This window comes from Microbacterium memoriense (assembly GCF_025398275.1).
GTDB classification, from domain to species: domain Bacteria; phylum Actinomycetota; class Actinomycetes; order Actinomycetales; family Microbacteriaceae; genus Microbacterium; species Microbacterium memoriense.
The window spans coordinates 139,250-157,154 of record NZ_JAODOR010000001.1 but is presented as its reverse complement, the minus strand read 5'-3'; the positions used below and the strand labels follow the sequence as shown (position 1 = coordinate 157,154).

Annotated in this window: 19 protein-coding genes; 11 read left to right on the top strand and 8 right to left on the bottom strand. The window is 67.0% G+C overall.

The window, feature by feature from the left end:
* Positions 1–7: 7 nt before the first annotated feature.
* The 9 genes from N4R40_RS00755 to lnt all read left to right on the top strand — a co-directional run bounded on the left by N4R40_RS00755 (position 8) and on the right by lnt (position 9,871).
* Positions 8–694: an HAD family hydrolase gene (locus tag N4R40_RS00755; protein ID WP_261605454.1), complete on the top strand. Its 687-nt coding sequence runs from the start codon at positions 8–10 to the stop codon at positions 692–694.
* A complete protein-coding gene (locus tag N4R40_RS00750; protein WP_261605453.1) occupies positions 691–1,707 on the top strand; it encodes a tRNA (adenine-N1)-methyltransferase in 1,017 nt (338 codons plus the stop codon). The genes N4R40_RS00755 and N4R40_RS00750 overlap by 4 nt, the downstream gene beginning before the upstream one ends.
* Before the next feature lie 4 nt (positions 1,708–1,711).
* Entirely contained in the window at positions 1,712–2,659 is a 948-nt protein-coding gene (locus N4R40_RS00745) for an FKBP-type peptidyl-prolyl cis-trans isomerase (RefSeq protein WP_261605452.1), read from the top strand.
* A gap of 111 nt (positions 2,660–2,770) precedes the next feature.
* Entirely contained in the window at positions 2,771–3,709 is a 939-nt protein-coding gene (locus N4R40_RS00740; RefSeq protein ID WP_407665803.1) for a helix-turn-helix transcriptional regulator, read from the top strand.
* Entirely contained in the window at positions 3,706–4,665 is a 960-nt protein-coding gene (locus N4R40_RS00735; RefSeq protein ID WP_261605450.1) for a helix-turn-helix transcriptional regulator, read from the top strand. Before N4R40_RS00740 ends, N4R40_RS00735 begins: the two co-directional genes overlap by 4 nt.
* Before the next feature lie 59 nt (positions 4,666–4,724).
* A complete protein-coding gene (locus tag N4R40_RS00730; protein ID WP_261605449.1) occupies positions 4,725–4,979 on the top strand; it encodes a twin-arginine translocase TatA/TatE family subunit in 255 nt (84 codons plus the stop codon).
* A 64-nt stretch (positions 4,980–5,043) separates the two neighbouring features.
* The gene (gene tatC / locus N4R40_RS00725; RefSeq protein WP_261605497.1) at positions 5,044–5,796 is read left to right on the top strand and encodes a twin-arginine translocase subunit TatC; all 753 of its coding nucleotides are present in this window, start codon (positions 5,044–5,046) and stop codon (positions 5,794–5,796) included.
* Positions 5,793–8,261: a DEAD/DEAH box helicase gene (locus N4R40_RS00720; RefSeq protein ID WP_261605448.1), complete on the top strand. Its 2,469-nt coding sequence runs from the start codon at positions 5,793–5,795 to the stop codon at positions 8,259–8,261. Before tatC ends, N4R40_RS00720 begins: the two co-directional genes overlap by 4 nt.
* A gap of 26 nt (positions 8,262–8,287) precedes the next feature.
* Positions 8,288–9,871, top strand: a complete 1,584-nt coding sequence (gene lnt, locus N4R40_RS00715; RefSeq protein WP_261605447.1) for an apolipoprotein N-acyltransferase — start codon at positions 8,288–8,290, stop codon at positions 9,869–9,871.
* A 2-nt stretch (positions 9,872–9,873) separates the two neighbouring features.
* On the opposite strand, the gene N4R40_RS00710 is transcribed toward lnt, so the two are convergent.
* The 4 genes from N4R40_RS00710 to N4R40_RS00695 all read right to left on the bottom strand — a co-directional run bounded on the left by N4R40_RS00710 (position 9,874) and on the right by N4R40_RS00695 (position 12,675).
* Positions 9,874–10,245, bottom strand: coding sequence for an RNA polymerase-binding protein RbpA (locus N4R40_RS00710; RefSeq protein WP_261605446.1), 372 nt, complete (start codon positions 10,243–10,245; stop codon positions 9,874–9,876).
* Positions 10,246–10,370: 125 nt separating this feature from the next.
* Positions 10,371–11,144 (bottom strand): glycerophosphodiester phosphodiesterase family protein, encoded by a 774-nt coding sequence (locus N4R40_RS00705; RefSeq protein ID WP_261605445.1) that lies wholly within the window; start codon positions 11,142–11,144, stop codon positions 10,371–10,373.
* On the bottom strand, positions 11,141–12,193 hold the full coding sequence (locus tag N4R40_RS00700; RefSeq protein WP_261605444.1) for an SPFH domain-containing protein: 1,053 nt from the start codon (positions 12,191–12,193) through the stop codon (positions 11,141–11,143). Before N4R40_RS00700 ends, N4R40_RS00705 begins: the two co-directional genes overlap by 4 nt.
* Positions 12,190–12,675 (bottom strand): NfeD family protein, encoded by a 486-nt coding sequence (locus N4R40_RS00695; RefSeq protein ID WP_261605443.1) that lies wholly within the window; start codon positions 12,673–12,675, stop codon positions 12,190–12,192. The genes N4R40_RS00700 and N4R40_RS00695 overlap by 4 nt, the downstream gene beginning before the upstream one ends.
* 151 nt (positions 12,676–12,826) lie before the next feature.
* Here N4R40_RS00695 and N4R40_RS00690 point away from each other — a divergent pair, with 151 nt between their 5' ends.
* Entirely contained in the window at positions 12,827–13,591 is a 765-nt protein-coding gene (locus tag N4R40_RS00690) for an SDR family oxidoreductase (protein ID WP_261605442.1), read from the top strand.
* 54 nt (positions 13,592–13,645) lie between these two features.
* Here N4R40_RS00690 and N4R40_RS00685 read toward each other — a convergent pair whose 3' ends face one another.
* Both N4R40_RS00685 and N4R40_RS00680 read right to left on the bottom strand, forming a co-directional pair.
* Positions 13,646–14,200 carry an HdeD family acid-resistance protein gene (locus tag N4R40_RS00685; RefSeq protein WP_261605441.1) on the bottom strand — a complete coding sequence of 185 codons (555 nt, stop codon included), beginning with the start codon at positions 14,198–14,200 and terminating at the stop codon, positions 13,646–13,648.
* Between the two features lie 101 nt (positions 14,201–14,301).
* The gene (locus N4R40_RS00680; RefSeq protein ID WP_261605440.1) at positions 14,302–15,222 is read right to left on the bottom strand and encodes an AEC family transporter; all 921 of its coding nucleotides are present in this window, start codon (positions 15,220–15,222) and stop codon (positions 14,302–14,304) included.
* A 94-nt stretch (positions 15,223–15,316) separates the two neighbouring features.
* Between N4R40_RS00680 and chrA the strand changes: the two genes are divergently transcribed.
* Entirely contained in the window at positions 15,317–16,525 is a 1,209-nt protein-coding gene (chrA, locus tag N4R40_RS00675) for a chromate efflux transporter (protein ID WP_261605439.1), read from the top strand.
* Between the two features lie 53 nt (positions 16,526–16,578).
* Here the strand turns inward: chrA and N4R40_RS00670 are convergent, their stop codons facing one another.
* Together N4R40_RS00670 and N4R40_RS00665 are read right to left on the bottom strand one after the other, a co-directional pair.
* Positions 16,579–17,049: an SRPBCC family protein gene (locus N4R40_RS00670; protein WP_261605438.1), complete on the bottom strand. Its 471-nt coding sequence runs from the start codon at positions 17,047–17,049 to the stop codon at positions 16,579–16,581.
* A 76-nt stretch (positions 17,050–17,125) separates the two neighbouring features.
* Entirely contained in the window at positions 17,126–17,869 is a 744-nt protein-coding gene (locus tag N4R40_RS00665; protein ID WP_261605437.1) for a formylglycine-generating enzyme family protein, read from the bottom strand.
* Positions 17,870–17,905: the final 36 nt, after the last annotated feature.

Below are 17,905 nucleotides of genomic sequence, written 5' to 3'. Positions count from 1 at the left end.
TGGACCGATGACCTCTTCGCTCCCCGCCGCCGTTCTCTGGGACATGGACGGGACCCTGGTGGACACCGAGGTCTACTGGATGAGCGCCGAAACGGCGCTGGTCGAAAGCTTCGGCGGCACCTGGACGCACGAGCAGGCGTTGACCCTCGTGGGCCAGGGGCTCGAGTCCTCCGGCGCGATCCTGCAGGATGCCGGGGTCCGGATGAGCGTGTCCGAGATCGTCCAGCACCTGACCGAGCAGGTCATGAATCAGCTCGCGGAACGCGGAAATCCGCTGCGCCCCGGGGCTGCGGAGTTGCTCCGCGATCTCCGTGCGGCCGGTGTCCGCACGGCGCTCGTCACGATGTCGCTGAGGTCGATGGCCGAGCTCGTCGTGTCCCGCCTGGATCCGGACTCGTTCGACGTCATCGTGTCCGGCGATGACGCCACGCGCCCCAAGCCCCACCCCGATCCGTACTTGCAGGCGTGCGCGGCGCTGGGGGTCGCTCCGGCCGACACCGTCGCGATCGAAGACTCGCCGACCGGCGTGGGGGCGGCAGTGGCCGCCGGCATCCCGACGATCGGCGTGCCGCTCATGGTGTCGCTCATCGGCACGGGCGCCACCATCTGGCCGACTCTTGAGGGTCGCACGCCCCAGGACCTCACCGACTTCCACGCCCACGCGACCACCCACCGCGACGGAGGTCGCTCATGAACACCGATCTGCGCCCGAGTGGCCCGTTCCGCCTGGGAGATCGCGTGCAGCTCACGGGCCCCAAGGGCCGCCTCAACACCATCACCCTGCGTGAGGGTGGTGAGTTGCACACGCATCACGGCGTGCTGAAACACGAGGCGCTCCTCGGCCAACCGGACGGTTCGGTGCACACCAACAGCGGGGGTCACGAGTATCTCGCCCTGCGTCCGCTCCTCCGGGATTTCGTGATGTCGATGCCACGGGGGGCCGCGATCATCTATCCGAAGGATGCCGCGCAGATCCTCGCCTCCGCCGATATCTTCCCCGGGGCGACCGTCGTGGAGGCCGGGGTCGGATCAGGAGCTCTTTCGCTCTGGCTCCTGCGCGCGATCGGCGCATCCGGACGTCTCATCTCGTTCGAGCGCCGCGCCGAATTCGCCGACGTCGCCCGTGCGAACGTCGAGACGTTCCTCGGACATGAGCCGGAGACGTGGCGCGTGGCGGTCGGAGACCTCACCGAGGTGCTGCCGAGGGAAGTGGAGCCGGCATCCGTGGACCGAGTGGTCCTCGACATGCTCGCACCCTGGGAGTGCATCGACGTCGTCGCCGACGCGCTCACGCCCGGTGGGGTCGTGCTGTGTTACATCGCGACGGCGACGCAGCTCAGCCGCGTCGCCGAGTACCTTCGCGGCACCGGCCTGTTCACCGAGCCCGAAGCCACCGAGACGATGATCCGCGGCTGGCATGTCGAGGGACTTGCCGTGCGCCCCGATCATCGGATGATCGGACACACCGGTTTCCTCCTGACGGCCAGGCGGCTGGCCCCCGGCGCGATCCCGCCGGATGTCCGCAAGCGCGCCCTGAAGAAGCCGACGTATTCCGATGTCGACGTCGACGCGTGGACGCCGGGAGCAGTCGGTGACCGTCAGATCACCGACAAAAACCTCCGCAAACGTGTGCGCGACGCACAGCGCGCGGTCGACGGTGCCCGCCTCGCCGCGGCGGGGAACGGCTCTGACGAGGTCGTAGACTGATGCGGTGCTCCGGATCCCTGCTGCCCTGGCCGTCGTCGGCCTGACCGCTCTGACCCTCGTCGGTTGCTCCGCCATGTCGCCCACCGCGTCGTGCGAGCGTCCGGTGAACGATTCGACGGTTCTCGGCCTGTTCGATGTGTCCGGTGACACAGGGGCTCCCGCAGTGCAGGTGAACTCGCCGGTCTACGTCGATCACACCGTCTTCGCCGACGAGACGGTCGGCGAAGGAACGACCGTGACGTCCGAGACGCAGGATGTCGTCTTCACGGTCGCCATCGCGAACGGCGCGACGGGGGAGACCATCCTGACGTCCGGCACACAGGTCATGCCCCTGTCGCAGTGGCAGACCGACTACGCCGGCTTCGCGACCATGATGATGTGCGCCACGGAAGGCTCGCGCATCGTCGGCGCCATCCCGTCATCCGACCTCTCGGAGGCCGCGGCGTCGAACCTCGGTCTCGCCGAGGGCACCTCCGCCGTCGTCGTCATGGACTTGCAGAAGGTGTACCTGGCCGCAGCCGACGGCGCACCGCAGTACAACGACCGGCGCGGCATGCCCTCGGTCGTCCTGGCGCCGAACGGTGCGCCCGGGATCATCGTCCCCGGCACTCCGCCCCCCACGGATCTCGCCGTCGAGGTGCTGAAGAAGGGCGCGGGACCGGCCGTGACCGCCGACGACTCGATCCGCATCCACTACACGGGTGTCACCTGGGCCGGCCGCGAAGTCTTCGATTCGACCTGGGACAAGGGCGCATCGACCGCGGTCACCCTGGACGGTGTCGTCGACGGATTCGCCCAAGCCCTGGACGGTCAGACCGTCGGCTCGCAGATCCTCGTGGTGATCCCGCCCGAACTCGGCTACGGCGACCAAGCGTCGGGATCGATCCCGGCTTCCTCGACCCTCGTCTTCGTGATCGACATCCTCGGGATCGACCCACCCGCGACGTCCTGACGCTCGCGTCGCGGAGCCGGTCGCACACCCGCCGCCTAGGATGGTCGCGTGGCCAAGGAATCGACGCGCACTGCTCCCGAGGAGCGCCTGGTCAACCTCGTGGTCGCTCTCATGGCCACCGAGCAGGGACTGACGAAGGACACAATCCTGTCGTCGGTCGCCGGCTACCGCGAGCAGAGTGACTCCGGAGCATCCAAAGACGCCCTCGAGAAGATGTTCGAGCGCGACAAGGAGAACATCCGAGGCCTCGGCATCCCGGTGGAAACGATCGGCGACTACGCCGACCCCGATGATCTGCGCGACGCCCGTTACCGGATTCCCACGGCGGAATACGAGCTTCCCGCAGACATCGAGTTCACCTCCGCCGAGATCGCGGTGCTGAACCTCGCCGGCGGAGTCTGGAGCGAAAGCTCGATGTCGGCCGATGCCCGCGCCGGACTCCGCAAGATCCGTGCCCTCGGCATCGACGTCGATGCCCCCATCATCGGATATTCGCCGCGCATCAGTCTGCGCGCACCCTCGTTCGCCCCTCTCCAGCGCGCGATCGAGCAGGGCCGCGTCGTCGAGTTCTCGTATCTGAAGGCGGGAGAGGATGCCGCCCACGTGCGCCGAATCCAGCCGCTCGCACTCCTGGAATATGAGGCACGCTGGCACGTCTACGGCATTGACCTGGCCCACGATCAACCACGCACCTTCCTCCTGGCGAGGATCGTGTCGGACGTGCACATCACGCGCACGACCTTCGACATCGCGTTGCGTGAGAATGCGGGGGAGCACGCACTTGCGGGCCTCGTCGATCTGGCCGCACGCCAGCGTGCACTCCTGGAAGTCGACCCGGGCACCGAGGCAGCGCTGCGGCTGAGTCGTCGTGCGCAGCCGGCCGAACAAGGCATCCGCGTGCCCTACGTCGACGTCCACATCTTCGCCGACGAGCTCGCCTCGTATGGTCCCGAGGTTCGCGTCGTGGAGCCGGCTGCGCTCCGCGACGAGGTCATCGCGCGACTGCAACGTGCGCTCGCGCTCCACTCCGACATGGAGGACCCGACATGACGACGCGACCGCTGGTGGCCACCGATCGGGCCGCTCTGATTCTGCAGCTCGTGCCCTACCTGATCGGCAAAGGCGAGGTGTCGCTCATCGAAGCCGCCGATGCCTTCGAAGTCTCGCCCGATCAGATGCGCGGGATGGTCGAGAAGCTCACCGTCATCGGGTTGCCGGGCGAAAGCGGCTTCTGGCAGATGGCCAATGATCTCTTCGACATCGACTGGGACCTCCTGGATGAACGCGACCTCATCGTCATCACCAATTCGGTGGGCCTCGAGCGCACGCCGCGACTCACCGCGCGGGAGGCGGCGGCGCTGCTGGCCGGCCTGCAACTGGCCGCCACTCTTCCCGGCGTCGGCGACAGCGGGATCGTCCAAGGTCTCCTGGCGAAACTCGCCCGCGGCGCATCCAGCGCTCCGGCAGAACTCATCGTGGCTCCCGATGCCGTCGATGACGTCCGCGTCGCCGTCGCGGCGGCACTGCGCGACCGCGTCGCTCTGGCCTTCAGCTACAAAGCACCCGATGCGCCGTCGACGATCCGCACGGTCGATCCCGTCAAGGTACACATCGCCTCGGGACAGTGGTATCTGCAGGGCTGGTGCCACTTGCGTCAGGCGATGCGCACGTTCCACCTTGACCGCGTCGCGGACGTCCGCGTGACCGACATCCCGATCGCGCACGCCGAAGACAGCGTGCCCGACCTTTTCGAGCCCGCCGACACGGATATCGCGGTCGACGTGCGTTATCGCCGCGCGGCGGCGCCGTTGCTCGCCGATCTCCTCGCGGTCGATGAGACCCGGGCCGAGGGCGATATCGTGACCGCCCGCGCCCGCGTCGGCGACGCGCGCAGCCTCAAGCGCGCCGCGGCGCGCCTCGGCGGAGAGCTCGAAATCCTCGCCCCCGAGTCGGCGCGCCACTCGGCCGCCGCGTGGGCCGAAGCGGGGCTCGCCCAGTACCGCTGAGCGTCTCTGCGAAGCCTGCGGGTAGACTGACCTACAACCCCACAACGGAGGAGACCCTCATGCTCGGAGGCTTGACCGGCTGGCACCTGCTGGCCCTCGTCATTATCATCCTGCTCCTGTTCGGGGCGGCTAAGCTCCCGGCGTTGGCCAAGAGTGTCGGTCAGTCCGCGCGCGTCTTCAAAGGTGAGATGAAGGCGATGAAGGAAGAGGACGCGTCGTCCGCGACGCCGTCCGTACCGTCGGCGACACCCGGAACCGGCGTGACCACCGCGGCCACGACGGTCGACCCCGGTGCGGCTGACCCCAAGATCTGACCCGGTGGCCACGGTCGAATCGCCGCGCGTCGACGAGGACGGCGCCTCCCGCCGCGACCGGCGGATGCCGCTCGGCGAGCATCTGAGGGAGTTTCGGCGGCGGTTCATCATCGGGATTCTCGCCCTCGTGGTCGGCATGATCGTCGCGTTCGTCTTCACCGACCAGATCATCTGGGCGATGACCGAGCCGATTCGCGTCGTCGCGGAGCAGCGGGGCAAGGACGATGTCGTCACACTGATGTATCAGAGCATCACCGGCCCCTTCGACATGCGGCTGCGCATCTCGCTCGCTGTGGGCATCATCATCTCCGCGCCGGTGTGGCTGTGGCAGCTTTGGGCATTCCTCATGCCGGGTCTCACCCGCAAGGAGATCAAGTACACCGTCGGCTTCGTCGCCGCGGCGATCCCGTTGTTTGCCTCGGGTGTGCTCGTCGGCTGGCTGATTATGCCGCACATCGTCGAGCTGATGGCGTCGTTCACGCCCCAGGGCGCCTCGAACATCTACGACTCGAAGTACTACTACGATTTCGTCTTCAAACTCTTGTTCGTTGTCGGCGTCTCCTTCGTGCTGCCGGTGTTCCTCGTCGCCCTCAACCTCGCCGGCGTCATGAGCGGCATGGCGATCTTGAAGGGGTGGCGGGTGGCCATCCTGGTCGCGTCTGTCTTCGCTGCACTAGCGACGCCCGCGGCCGACATTGTCAGCATGCTGATGCTCGCCGGCATCCTCACGGTGCTCTTCTTCGCTGCCGCGGGCTTGTCTGTCCTGTTCGATCGCCGACGCGCTAAGCGCGAGAAGGCGCTTGGTCTGAACCTGTGACTAATCCCGCGGTGCGTTATGCCCAGGCTCAGGGCCGTCAGGCACATCCCCTCACCACCGCGTTCGCCGAGGCGCAACGGTTCGACCTCGATCCGTTCCAGCTCGCCGGGTGCCACGCGCTCGAAGACGATCGCAGCGTCCTCGTTGCCGCGCCCACGGGTGCCGGGAAAACGATCGTCGGCGAGTTCGCGATCCACCTGGCGATGCTCCAGCCGGGGGACAAGGCGTTCTACACGACACCGATGAAGGCCCTGTCGAATCAGAAGTTCCGTGAGTTGCAGGCGATATACGGCGATTCCGAGGTGGGCCTCCTCACGGGCGATACGAACATCAACGGGAACGCTCGCGTCGTCGTGATGACCACCGAGGTCCTGCGCAACATGCTCTATGCCGATTCGCCCGCGCTGCACGGCTTGCGTTTCGTGGTGATGGATGAGGTGCACTACCTCGCCGACCGCTTCCGTGGTGCCGTCTGGGAAGAAGTCATCATCCATCTGCCGCCGCAGGTGCGTCTCGTGTCGCTGTCGGCGACGGTGTCCAACGCCGAGGAATTCGGCGACTGGCTCGACACGGTACGTGGCGACAACGAGGTCATCGTCTCCGAGATCCGCCCGGTTCCGCTCGAACAGCACGTCCTGGTGCGCGGAGACCTGCTGCCACTCTTCGACGACCGCGCCGGGGTCGCGACCGCGCTCGTCAACCAGGAGCTCATGCGCATCCGCTCGCCCAAGGGGGCGAATTTCGACAACAATCAGCGCGCGCACCAGTTCCGTTCTTCCGGTGGTCATGCCGGCGGTGCGCGGCGTCCGCACAAGGGCGGCTCGCGACCCGTGCGCTCCGCGAACGTTCAGCGCATCGAGCGACTCGACCGCCCCGACGTCGTCGAACTGCTGGCACGAGCCAACCTGCTGCCCGCGATCTTCTTCATCTTCAGCCGTGTCGGTTGCGACGCGGCAGTGCAGCAGGTTCGCCGCGCGGGCGTGCGGTTGACCAACCGCGACGAGCGGGACGAGATCCGCCAGATCATCGACGAACGCCTGCGGACGCTCCAAGACGAGGATCTCGCCGTCCTCGGATACTGGGACTGGCGCGAGAATCTCGAGCGGGGCGTAGCCTCTCATCACGCCGGCCTCCTGCCCGCGTTCAAAGAGGTCGTCGAGGAGCTCTTCCAACGCAAGCTGGTCAAAGCCGTGTTCGCGACGGAGACACTCGCCCTCGGTATCAACATGCCGGCGCGTACCGTCGTGCTCGAAAAGCTCGAGAAGTTCAACGGCGAAGCGCGCGTGGCCATCACGTCGGGGGAGTACACCCAGCTGACGGGTCGCGCGGGTCGGCGTGGCATCGATGTGGAAGGCCACGCTGTCATCCAGTGGACGGAAGCGCTCGACCCGCAGGCGGTCGCGGCGCTCGCGTCGCGGCGCACCTATCCGCTGAACTCGAGCTTCCGCCCGACGTACAACATGGCCGTGAATCTGATCGACCAATTCGGTCGCCCTCGCGCGCGCGAGATCCTCGAGTCGTCGTTCGCGCAGTTCCAGGCCGACCGTGCGGTCGTCGGTCTCGCGCGTCAGGTGAAGGATGCCGAAGAATCGCTCGCGGGCTACGACAAGGCGATGACCTGCGATCGGGGTGACTACTCCGAGTACGCGCGGATGCGGCGGGAACTGACTGATCTGGAGCGCAAGAGCGATCGGTCCGCGCCTCCGGCTGCCCGCAAACACCGTCAGGAGCAGATCGAATCGCTCCGGCGCCGCCTGCAGCGGCATCCGTGTCAGACCTGCCCCGACCGTGAGAAGCACGCCCGGTGGGCCGAGCGTTTCTGGAAACTCCGGCGGCAGACCGACAAGTTGCGCCAGCAGATCGACACCCGCACCGGCACGGTCGCGCGCATTTTCGATCGTGTCGTGGACGTCCTCGCGGCGCTCGACTACGTCACGGTCGATGCGTCGGGCGCGACGAGCCTCACGCCCGCCGGCGCGACGATGAAACGGATCTACGGCGAGCGTGACCTGCTGGTGGCGGAGTCGCTCCGCACGGGCATCTGGACCGATCTCGACACGGCCGGGATGGCGGCACTCGCGTGTTGCCTCGTCTACGAGCCGCGACGCGATGAAGCCGGACCCGGCGAGCACGGTCTGCCCCGCGGACCGTTCCGCACGGCTCTGAACGCGACACAGGAGCTCTGGGCGCGTCTCGACGACCTCGAACAGGATCATCATCTCCGAGGCTCGAATCCCGTCGCCACCGGCCTCGCAGCGGCCATGCACTCGTGGGCACGCGGCGGCACCCTCGACCGTGTGCTCGACGAGGCGGATCTTGCCGCCGGCGACTTCGTCCGCTGGACGAAGCAGACGATCGATCTCCTGGATCAGCTCTCGATCGTGGCCGAGCCGCCCGTCGCGACGACCGCCCGAAAAGCCCTCGACGCGGTGCGCCGCGGAATCGTGGCCTACGCGTCCGTCTGACTCCGGCGCACGATTAGGCTCGGTGTGTGCCCGAACGCCCACGACCGCTGCTACCGCTGTGGGCCGCGTCCCTCGCCGCGATCGCCGGCGGGCTGATCCTCACCCTCGCATTCCCAGCCCTGGCCTGGTGGCCGACGGTGTTCGTCGCCGTTCCGCTTGCGCTCGTGAGTCTCATCGGCCGCCGGGCGTGGGGCGCCGTCCTCGTCGGATTCCTTTTCGGCGCCGCTCTCTTCTTCGTGAACCTGTCCTTCACGGCCCGCTACCTCGGTCCCGTCCCCTGGATCGCCCTGTCGGTGCTCCAGGCGGCGCTGACGGCTGCCGCCGCCGTGCCGATCACTCTTGCCTACCGCTTGATGCCGCGGCTCGCCCCCGGCGCAGCCGGGCGTCTCATCGGCCTGCCAGCGCTCGTCGCGGCGCTCTGGGTGGCGCGGGAAGAGCTCCTCGGCACGTTCCCGTACGGGGGGTTCCCGTGGGCCCGCGTCGCGGTGACGCAGGCGAGCTCACCCCTGGCTGAGGTCGCCTCCTGGACCGGGATGAGCGGCTTGTCCTTCTTGATCGTCTTCGTCTGCGCTGCCCTCATCGAGTACTTTCGGCGGGGTGCGTTCGCCGACATTCGCACCGCGCTGCCGTACGCGTTGCCCGCGATTCTGCTCCTCTCCGTGCCGCAGTTCCCGACGACGGATGCCGGGATGCTCCGCGTCGGTGCCGTGCAGGGGAACGGCCCCGCGGGCTACTTCGATGAGCGTGAGGCCTACGACGTCTTCCGGGCACAGCTCGCCGCCACGGAACCGATCGAAGATGACGACATCGACGTCCTGCTGTGGCCCGAGGGCGGCGTCGATGCGGACCCCACGACGAACTCATCGGTCGCGCGCACGCTCGATGATCTCTCCGAGCGGTTGGACGCGCCGTTGCTGATCGGCGCCGTCACCGCACGCGGCGAGCAGTACTTCAACTCGTCGATGCTGTGGGATGCCGGTGCCGACAACCCCGTCAGCACGTATGACAAGCGGCATCCGGTGCCCTTCGGCGAGTACGTGCCGAACCGTGCCTTCTTCATGCTGCTGGCTCCCGATCTGATCGGTCTGATCCAGCGCGAGTTCTCGCCCGGCACGACGGCGCCGTTCGTCGATGTCGACGGCGTGGGCGTGGGGCTCGCGATCTGCTTCGACGTCATCTATGACGATGTCATCCGCGAGGGCGCTCAGGCCGGAGCCGAGGTCTTCATGTTCCAGACCAACAACGCTGACTTCCGCGGGACGGACGAGAATCTGCAACAACTCGCGTTCGCGCGGATGCGGGCGATCGAAACCGGTCGCGCTGTCGTGAACCTCTCGACCGTCGGGACGAGTCAGGTGATCGCGCCCGACGGCGCGACGCTCGACGCGCTGCCCGCGGACGAGCCCGGCGCCATGGTGACCGATGTACCGTTGCGGACCGGACTCACTCCCGCGGTCGTCGCCGGCGAGGCGATCCAGAGCGTTCTCGGGTGGGGGAGTGTGATCGTGCTCGCCGTCATCGGTGTCCTCGTCCGACGCCGCGGCGGCACGACGAAGACGCCGGCGCCCCGCCACGGAGGGCAGGGAGCCGGCGTCGACTCAGCGGTCTGAGCTCAGGCGCTCAGACGAGACGTGTCTGCGCCACGGCGCTCACGCAGGAGCGCGAGGCGCTCTTCGAGAAGTTCTTCCAACTCGGGGATGCTGCGGCGCTCCAGCAGCATGTCCCAGTGGGTGCGGGCGACCTTGTCTCCGGAGTGGTCGATCTCGGCCACGGAGTCACCGATGCGGCGCACGGCTTCGGCACCACAGGTGCGGCATTCCCACGCTTCGGGAAGCTCGGCGTCCGCCGCGAAGGTCATAACGGTCTCACGCTTACACTGCGTGCAAACGTAGGTGTGATTGGCGCGCTCATGAAACACGACGCCTTCCTCGCTCTGTAGGCTGGAAGCGCCGAGTCGGATGCCGCGCAAGCTGCGATCTGCCATTGTGTGGTCCTCTCGTCGTTGTCAGGTATAACGAACTCACCTGTGCGCATCATCCGAACGGGCCGCCCTGACCTTCCTTTCACAGGGGATCCTCAGCCCGCGAAGAGCGTGCGCACGCAGGCGACTCAGGCCCGTCCGGCGACCGTTCGCAGCGCCAGATCTGCGCGGTCTGTCACGAGTCCGTCGACACCCAGATCGAGCAGTCTCGTCATGTCCGCGGGATCGTTGACCGTCCACACATGCACCTCCACGCCGGCGGCGTGCACGGCATCCAGCATGCGTCGCGTCACGATCCGTGCCCGGCCCTGGCGCTCCGGAACCTGGAGCGCGTCGATGCCGGTCAACGCACGGCGGATGAGGGCCGCCGACCCGGTCGCGACCGCCGCGAGTCCACGCAGAACGCTCGTTTTCCCGGCGGAGGTCGCCGGCTCTCCACCGCGCGCACGAGCGGCGGCCAGCGCCGCCCGTCGCCGCTCGTCCGAAAAGCTCGTCAGCAGGACGCGGTCGGCGTGGGGCGCGACGATCCGACCTACCGACCCCGCCGCAGCGCCGGCCTTGACGTCGAGGTTGAACCGCAGTGTCGGAAACGCGTCCATCGCGTCGGCGGCAGTCAGGAGACCTCCGCGATGCACCATGAGCCGATGCAACTCGTCGTGTGTGACCGCGGCGATCGGGCGCGGGTCGTTCGCGACGCGACGCAGGTCATCGTCGTGAAAGAGCACGACCACCCCGTCCGACGTGACGTGGCAGTCGGACTCGACGTAGCGCGCGCCGGCCGCATGCGCGGCAGCTACCGCAGCGACGGAGTTCTCGACGATGCCCTCGGCATCCGGCGGCACGAAGCCACGATGAGCGAGCACCCGCGGGGAAGCGGATGCGGTGAACCAGGGATGCGTCACGGCGCGGGGAGGGGCCCGCCGGGAAGCGTCTGCGCGGCAGATGTGATCTTCTCCGCCTCGGACGCAGCAGCCTCCGCTGCGGCAGAAGCCTCCGCTGCCGCCTCGCTCACGCTGCCGCTGTCATCACCGCGCGGGCGCGGGGACGGTTCTGTCGCACGACCGCCGAAGGCATTCCCGATGCCGTGCAACGCCTCGGTCAGTTCGCTCGGAATGATCCACAGCTTGCTCGAGGAGCTCTCGGCGATCTTCGGCAGTGTCTGCAGGTATTGATACGCCAGCAGCTTCTCGTCGGGCTGTCCCACGTGGATCGCGTCGAAGACCATCTTGATGGCCTCCGATTCGCCCTGAGCGCGCAACACCGCGGCCTGTTTCTCGCCCTCGGCCCGGAGGATATCGGCCTGACGACGCCCCTCCGCTTCGAGGATCTGCGACTGCTTGGATCCTTCGGCCGTGAGGATCACCGCGCGACGGTCGCGCTCGGCGCGCATCTGCTTTTCCATGGAGTCCTGAATGGAGTGCGGCGGATCGATCGCCTTCAACTCGACACGCGACACACGGATGCCCCACTTGCCGGTCGCTTCATCCAGCACGACACGCAGCTGACCGTTGATCTCGTCACGGCTCGTGAGGGCCTCTTCGAGGTTGAGCCCACCGACGACGTTGCGAAGGGTGGTGGTGGTCAGCTGCTCCACAGCGCCCAGGTAGTTGGCGATCTCGTAGGTTGCTGCGCGCGCATCGGTCACCTGGAAATAGACGACCGTGTCGATCGAGACGACGAGGTTGTCCTCCGTGATGACGGGCTGTGGCGGGAAGGAGACGACCGTCTCGCGCATGTCCACCAGCGGACGAAGGCGGTCGATGAACGGCACCAGGAGGTTCAACCCGGGGGAGAGGGTGCGCTGATAACGACCCAGGCGCTCGACGACTCCGGTGTAGGCCTGCGGAATGATCCGCACCGACCTGAAAATGACGACGACCACGAAGATCGCGATCACCGCGAGCAGCACGATGATGAAGATCTGGCCGGCGAAGGGTCCGATATCGATCATTCGTCAACGCTCCTTTCCGTTGTGGCGGCTTCCGGCGTGACCTCGACGGTCGCGCCCCGCACGGCAGTGACGAAAGCGCGCGCGCCCACCGCAAGTTCTCCGTCGGTATCGGCGAGCTGGGCGGTCCACTGTTCACCGTTGTCCAGACGCACCGAGCCTCGCCCGTTGACGAACGGCGCGACCACGCGTGCGCCCATGCCGTAGATGGCATCGACATTTGTCGGATGGAGCACGCTCGATCGGTGCAGGACACGCAGGAGCAACGGCCGAATCGTGAACAGCAGGAGTGCCGACACGACGGCTGCGGCCAGGACCTGCAACCACCACGAGCCACCCAGCAGGTTCACCCCGAGGCCGCCGATCGCGGTGCCGGCAGCGAGCATGAGGAAGGTGAACTCGAGCGTCAGAAGCTCGATGATCACGAAGAGCACGGCCAAGACCAGCCAGGCGATCCACAAGTACTGCGAAAGGTCGGGCAGCATCTCCGCTCCCATCTTCGGTGTTGTTCGAACCCTAACACTCCGGCTCTCAGAAGCCGTGGCCGTCGCCCGGCGCGGCCCGGCGACCGATTGATAGTGTCGAAGGGATCTGGCGAGAACGCCGGCATCCGTCAACGTCATCGCAGGAGCGCCCATGTCCCAGCCCATCCCCGCCGGCACCCTCAGCGGCCGCACTGCCCTCGTCACGGGTTCGTCGCGCGGAATCGGAGCGGACACCGCTCGCTACCTCGCCGAGGGCGGGGCGAACGTCGTCATCAACTACCGCAACAAGGCACCGCGCGCGCAGAAGCTGGCCACCGAGCTCGACGCGCTGGGCGTTGAGACGCTCGTCGTCGGGGCCGACCTCACCGACGAAGGATCGGTCGCGGCGATGATGGCAGCCATCGGCGAGACGTTCGGCACGCTCGACATCCTCGTCCTGAATGCCTCGGGCGGCATGGAAGCGGGCATGGGGGACGACTACGCGCTCGCACTCAATCGTGACGCCCAGCTCAGCGTGCTCTCGGCGGCCCTCCCGTTCCTGCACGATGGCTCCCGCGTCGTCTTCGTCACGAGCCACCAGGCGCACTTCATCCGGACGACCCCGACGATGCCCGAGTACGAGGCCGTCGCCCTGTCGAAGCGCGCCGGGGAAGACGCCCTCCGTGCGCGCATTCCTGAGCTGGCCGAGCGGGGGATCGAGTTCGTGGTCGTCTCCGGCGACATGATCGAAGGGACGATCACCGCGACGCTTCTCGAACGCGCCAATCCCGGTGCGATCGCGTCGCGGCGCGAATCGGCCGGCAAACTCTACAACGTGTCGGAGTTCGCCGCTCAGATTGCTTTGGCCGTCGTCGAGCCCATCGCGGCCGACAACACGCGGCTCGTCGGCGACGTGGGCTCCTTCGGCGGCGAGTGACCGCACACAAAACGCCCCGAGGATCGATCCCCGGGGCGTTTTGCGTGGTGCGGACTAGTTCTTGCCGAACGAGAACGCCCGGAAGATCTGGATGATGCCGAGCACGATCGCCGAGATGCCCAGCAGCCACCACAGCACGACCGCTCCCCAGAGGGGCGAGAAGAGCAAGGTGACACCGGCAATGAGCGAGACGATCGCGAAGAAGATCGTCCACCCCTTCGACGGTGCGTTGCCGAGGGTCGAGAGCGAGACGATGCCCTCGATGATCCACATGATGCCGACCAGGATGCCCAGGAAGGCAGCCAGCCAGACGGTGGTCGCGCCGAGGTTCGTGAAGGCGATGATGCCCGCGATGATGAAGAGGATGCCGAGCGCGATGTGTCCGATGCGTGCCCAGCCGCCCTTGCCTACGGAGAAAAGGCCGAGGCCGACGTAGATCAGGCCGGCGACGATCGCGTAGATCGCGATGATCGCCGCGACGACCATCGCTGTCTTGCCCGGCCAGACAAGGATCAGAATGCCGAGGATGACCGACAGCAGGCCACCGAGGCCGAGCGCCGTGCGGATTCCGTTGGTTGCGGCTTTTTCGAGGGTGGGTCCAGATGCCATGGGATCCCTTTCTGGGAGAGTCCTGTGAAGGATGACACCTCACATTAGCGCCATGCAGCGTGCGCTCGCGGCATTGACGCGTCATCGACCGGGGGAGTGGGTTACCCGAGAAGAACCGTGATGAACAGCAGAATCGGAATGCATCCGACCGTTGTGAGGAATACGGTGTCGCGGGCGATCGTCTCGCCGACATCGAATCGCTGCGCGTAGTTGAAAACGTTCTGCGCGGTGGGGAGCGCCGCCAAGACAGTGACGACGAGCACATCCCGGGCGCTGAGGTGGAAGACGAAATCTGCGACCGCCCACGCGATCACCGGCATGACGAGAAGTTTGAGACCCGAAGCGAGAAGGATGTCGCGGCGTCGTCCCGAGGGGCCGAACACCCGTTGACCGTGCAGCGAGATGCCATAGCTGATGAGCAGAATGGGCACGCACGCATCGGCGATGAGTTGCGCCGGATCGAGGACGATCGGAGGCAACGGAACTCCGGATACCGAGACCAGAACACCGAGCACGGATCCGACGACGATGGGATTTGTGAGCGTGCGGCGGATGATCGGGAAGGCACGCCGGTGACCGCTCCCCGTCGCCTCGAAGATCGCCATCGTGATCGGCGTGAAGACGAGGAGCTGCAACAAGATCACCGGCGCCGGAAAAGCCGCACTTCCGAGCAGATAGAGCGACAGCGGGATGCCGATGTTGTTCGAGTTGACCTGACCCGCCGACAGTGTTCCCACCAGGGTCTCGCCGATGTTGCGGCGCCACACGAAACGGGCGATCACCGCGTAGATGACGAAGATGACCACGGCCGCGATCGCCGAGACCGGTAACAGAGCCGAAAAGAGGGTGCGCACGTCGGCCTGAGCCAAGACGACGAAGAGAAGAAACGGCGACAGCACGAAGAAGGTCATCCGGCTCAGGACGTGGCGGGCATGAGGGCCCAAGAGATCGATGCGCCCGAGGATCCAGCCGAGAGTGATCGCCACGCCGACGACGACGAACCCGGTCAGCGTGTCGAACATGATTCGAGACTATGCCGTCGCACGACGCGGTTCGGATCCCGTTCACCCTGTATCGATAGGGTGACCGCGATCCCACCCTGACACAGGACCGAGCATGAACAACGAAGCAGAGGTCGCCCCTCGCCCCAGCGTGGGCGAGGTGTTCCGCGTTTTCCTGAAACTCGGGCTGACGTCGTTCGGGGGACCGGTGGCGCACTTGGGCTACTTCCGCACGGAGTTCGTGGAGCGCCGCGCGTGGATGGACGACCGGGAGTACGCCGATCTTGTCACGCTGTCACAGTTCCTGCCGGGACCGGCCTCGAGCCAGGTCGGGTTCGGCATCGGCCTCGTGCGTGCGGGGGGATGGGGCGCTATCGCCGCGTTCGTGGCGTTCACCCTGCCCTCGGCCGTTCTGATGATCGCCTTCGCGTACGGGGCGACACTCGTGTCGGGACCGATCGGCGAGGGCGTGGTTTCGGGCCTCAAGATCGTCGCCGTCGCGATCGTCGCCCAGGCCGTCTGGGGGATGGCCCGCACTCTCACCCCCGACGCGCGCCGAGCGGGCATCGCCGCGCTCGCACTCGTGTGCGCGGCGATGGTTGCAGGTTCCGGGGGTCAGATCCTGGCGATCACGATCGGTGTCATCGGCGGACTGGTTCTCTGCCGGGCGCCGACCGGACCGCAGTCCGAGATGATTCGCTTTCCCGTGTCACGCACGGCGGGGTACGTGAGCCTGACGGTCCTCGTGGTGCTGCTCCTCGGGGGACCACTGATCGTGCTGGTGACCGGCAACGGCCCACTCGCGCTCTTCGACATCTTCGCCCGTGCGGGCGCGCTCGTCTTCGGCGGTGGACATGTGGTCTTGCCTCTCCTGCAGGCAGGTCTCGTCGACCCGGGATGGGTGTCGGAGGCGGAGTTCTTGTCGGGATACGGGGTCGCCCAGGCGATGCCCGGGCCGTTGTTCAGCATCGCCGGATATCTCGGCGCGATCGCGGACATCGGACCCGGCGGTCTGTGGGGCGCGATGATCGCGCTGGTCGGCATCTTTCTGCCAGGGTTCCTTCTGCTGATCGGCGTGCTGCCGTTCTGGAACACACTCTGTCGGCGCGCAGCGGCTCAGGCCGCGATGCGGGGTGCCAATGCTGCCGTCGTCGGCATTCTGGCGGCGGCTCTGTATTCGCCGGTGTTCACAACGGCGGTCACCGGCGTCGCGGCATTCTGCCTCGCCGCTGTGTGTTTCGTGTTCCTCACGGCATTCCGGCTTCCACCCTGGCTGGTCGTCATTGCAGGCTCGGTTGGCGGTGTGCTGATTGGTCTCCTCTGAGCTTCGCGCCGATTGCCGATAATGCACATTATGTCAACTCATCGGGGCGACGATCATCCGAAGAGTCGCCCGACTCCCTCTGGCCGGGCAACCTCGACAGCACCGCGGAGCTGCTCCAGGATGGTTGTCCACTCCACCCGGCAACGCTCCGCTGGCGCCGGATCGCTCCAGGGGCCGGTGTGGTCCAGTGAGACACGGCACCCGCTCGCGATTTCCGTCAGAACGAGCGTGCAGGATTCGCCGACCGACGTCCCATCGCTGTCAGACCACACCCACGTGAACGCCAGCCGGCCCGACCCGCGATCCACGTCCGTGTACTCGCCCGCGACCACGATGCCTTCCGAGTCGGCCTCGATCCGGTAGGTGCCGCCGACGCGGGCATCGACCGCGACACGCACGTCCTCCCACTCCGCCCACCACCACGCGCGGAGGCCGTAGGTGGTGGTCAGCGCCGTCCAAACGCGGCCCACCGGCGCGGCAAGGTCGACCTCGAGCTGCAGCGCGTGCGTCATGTCATCCGTCACCCGTCGAGTCAACCACGAGCCTGGAGATCCGTCTCGCGCGTGCAACACAGACCCGACATCCTCCCGCCTTCGCATCTCATCGCAGCGGCGTCCAGCCGGGCGGCAACGGGCCGTCGACCTCGGCCCGCTCCCGATCGGCCGCAGCCGACCAACCCTGCGCTGCGCCGTTTCCCTCGAACCCACCCCGGGCGAAGCGCACCCCGACATCGTCATGATGCATGCGGGGTGCTCCCCCGCGTCGCGTGGATGCGCGGGCGCTCCAGGCATCGTCGGCGAATCCGCCGCCGCGGAACACGCGATAGTCCCGATACCGTGCCGGGTCCAGCAGATCCCAGCACCACTCCCACGCGTTTCCGAGCGTGTCGAAGAGTCCGTGGAGGTTCGGTAACTTGCCACCGACATTCTGCGGATGACTGAGCCCGTCCCCCGCTGTCCACGCAACGTCGGGCAAGGGTCCGTAGTGGGCCCCCGTCGAGCCCGCCCGGCACGCGTACTCCCACTCCGCCTCGGTCGGCAGCCGGTATCCGTCCGCATCGACGTGCCAGGTGACGTCTTCGCCGTCGAAGGTGTAGACAGCGTCGAGGCCCTCCCACTCGGAAGCCGCGTTGCACAGACGCACGGCCCGGAGCCAGCTCATGTCGACGGCAGGCCGACGCGGATGCGGTGCCGGCTCGCCCAGCAACTCGGCAACCTGTTCTTGTGTGACGGCGTACACGCCGATCTCGAACGGTTCGAGATCTACCGTTCGGCGGATCTTCCGACGGGCGTCGTGGAGCGTCACGGATCCCGCGGGGAGACGAGCCAACTCGAAATCAACCACGCAGGAACTCTAAGCGGTGGCGACCGCACGCAGTAC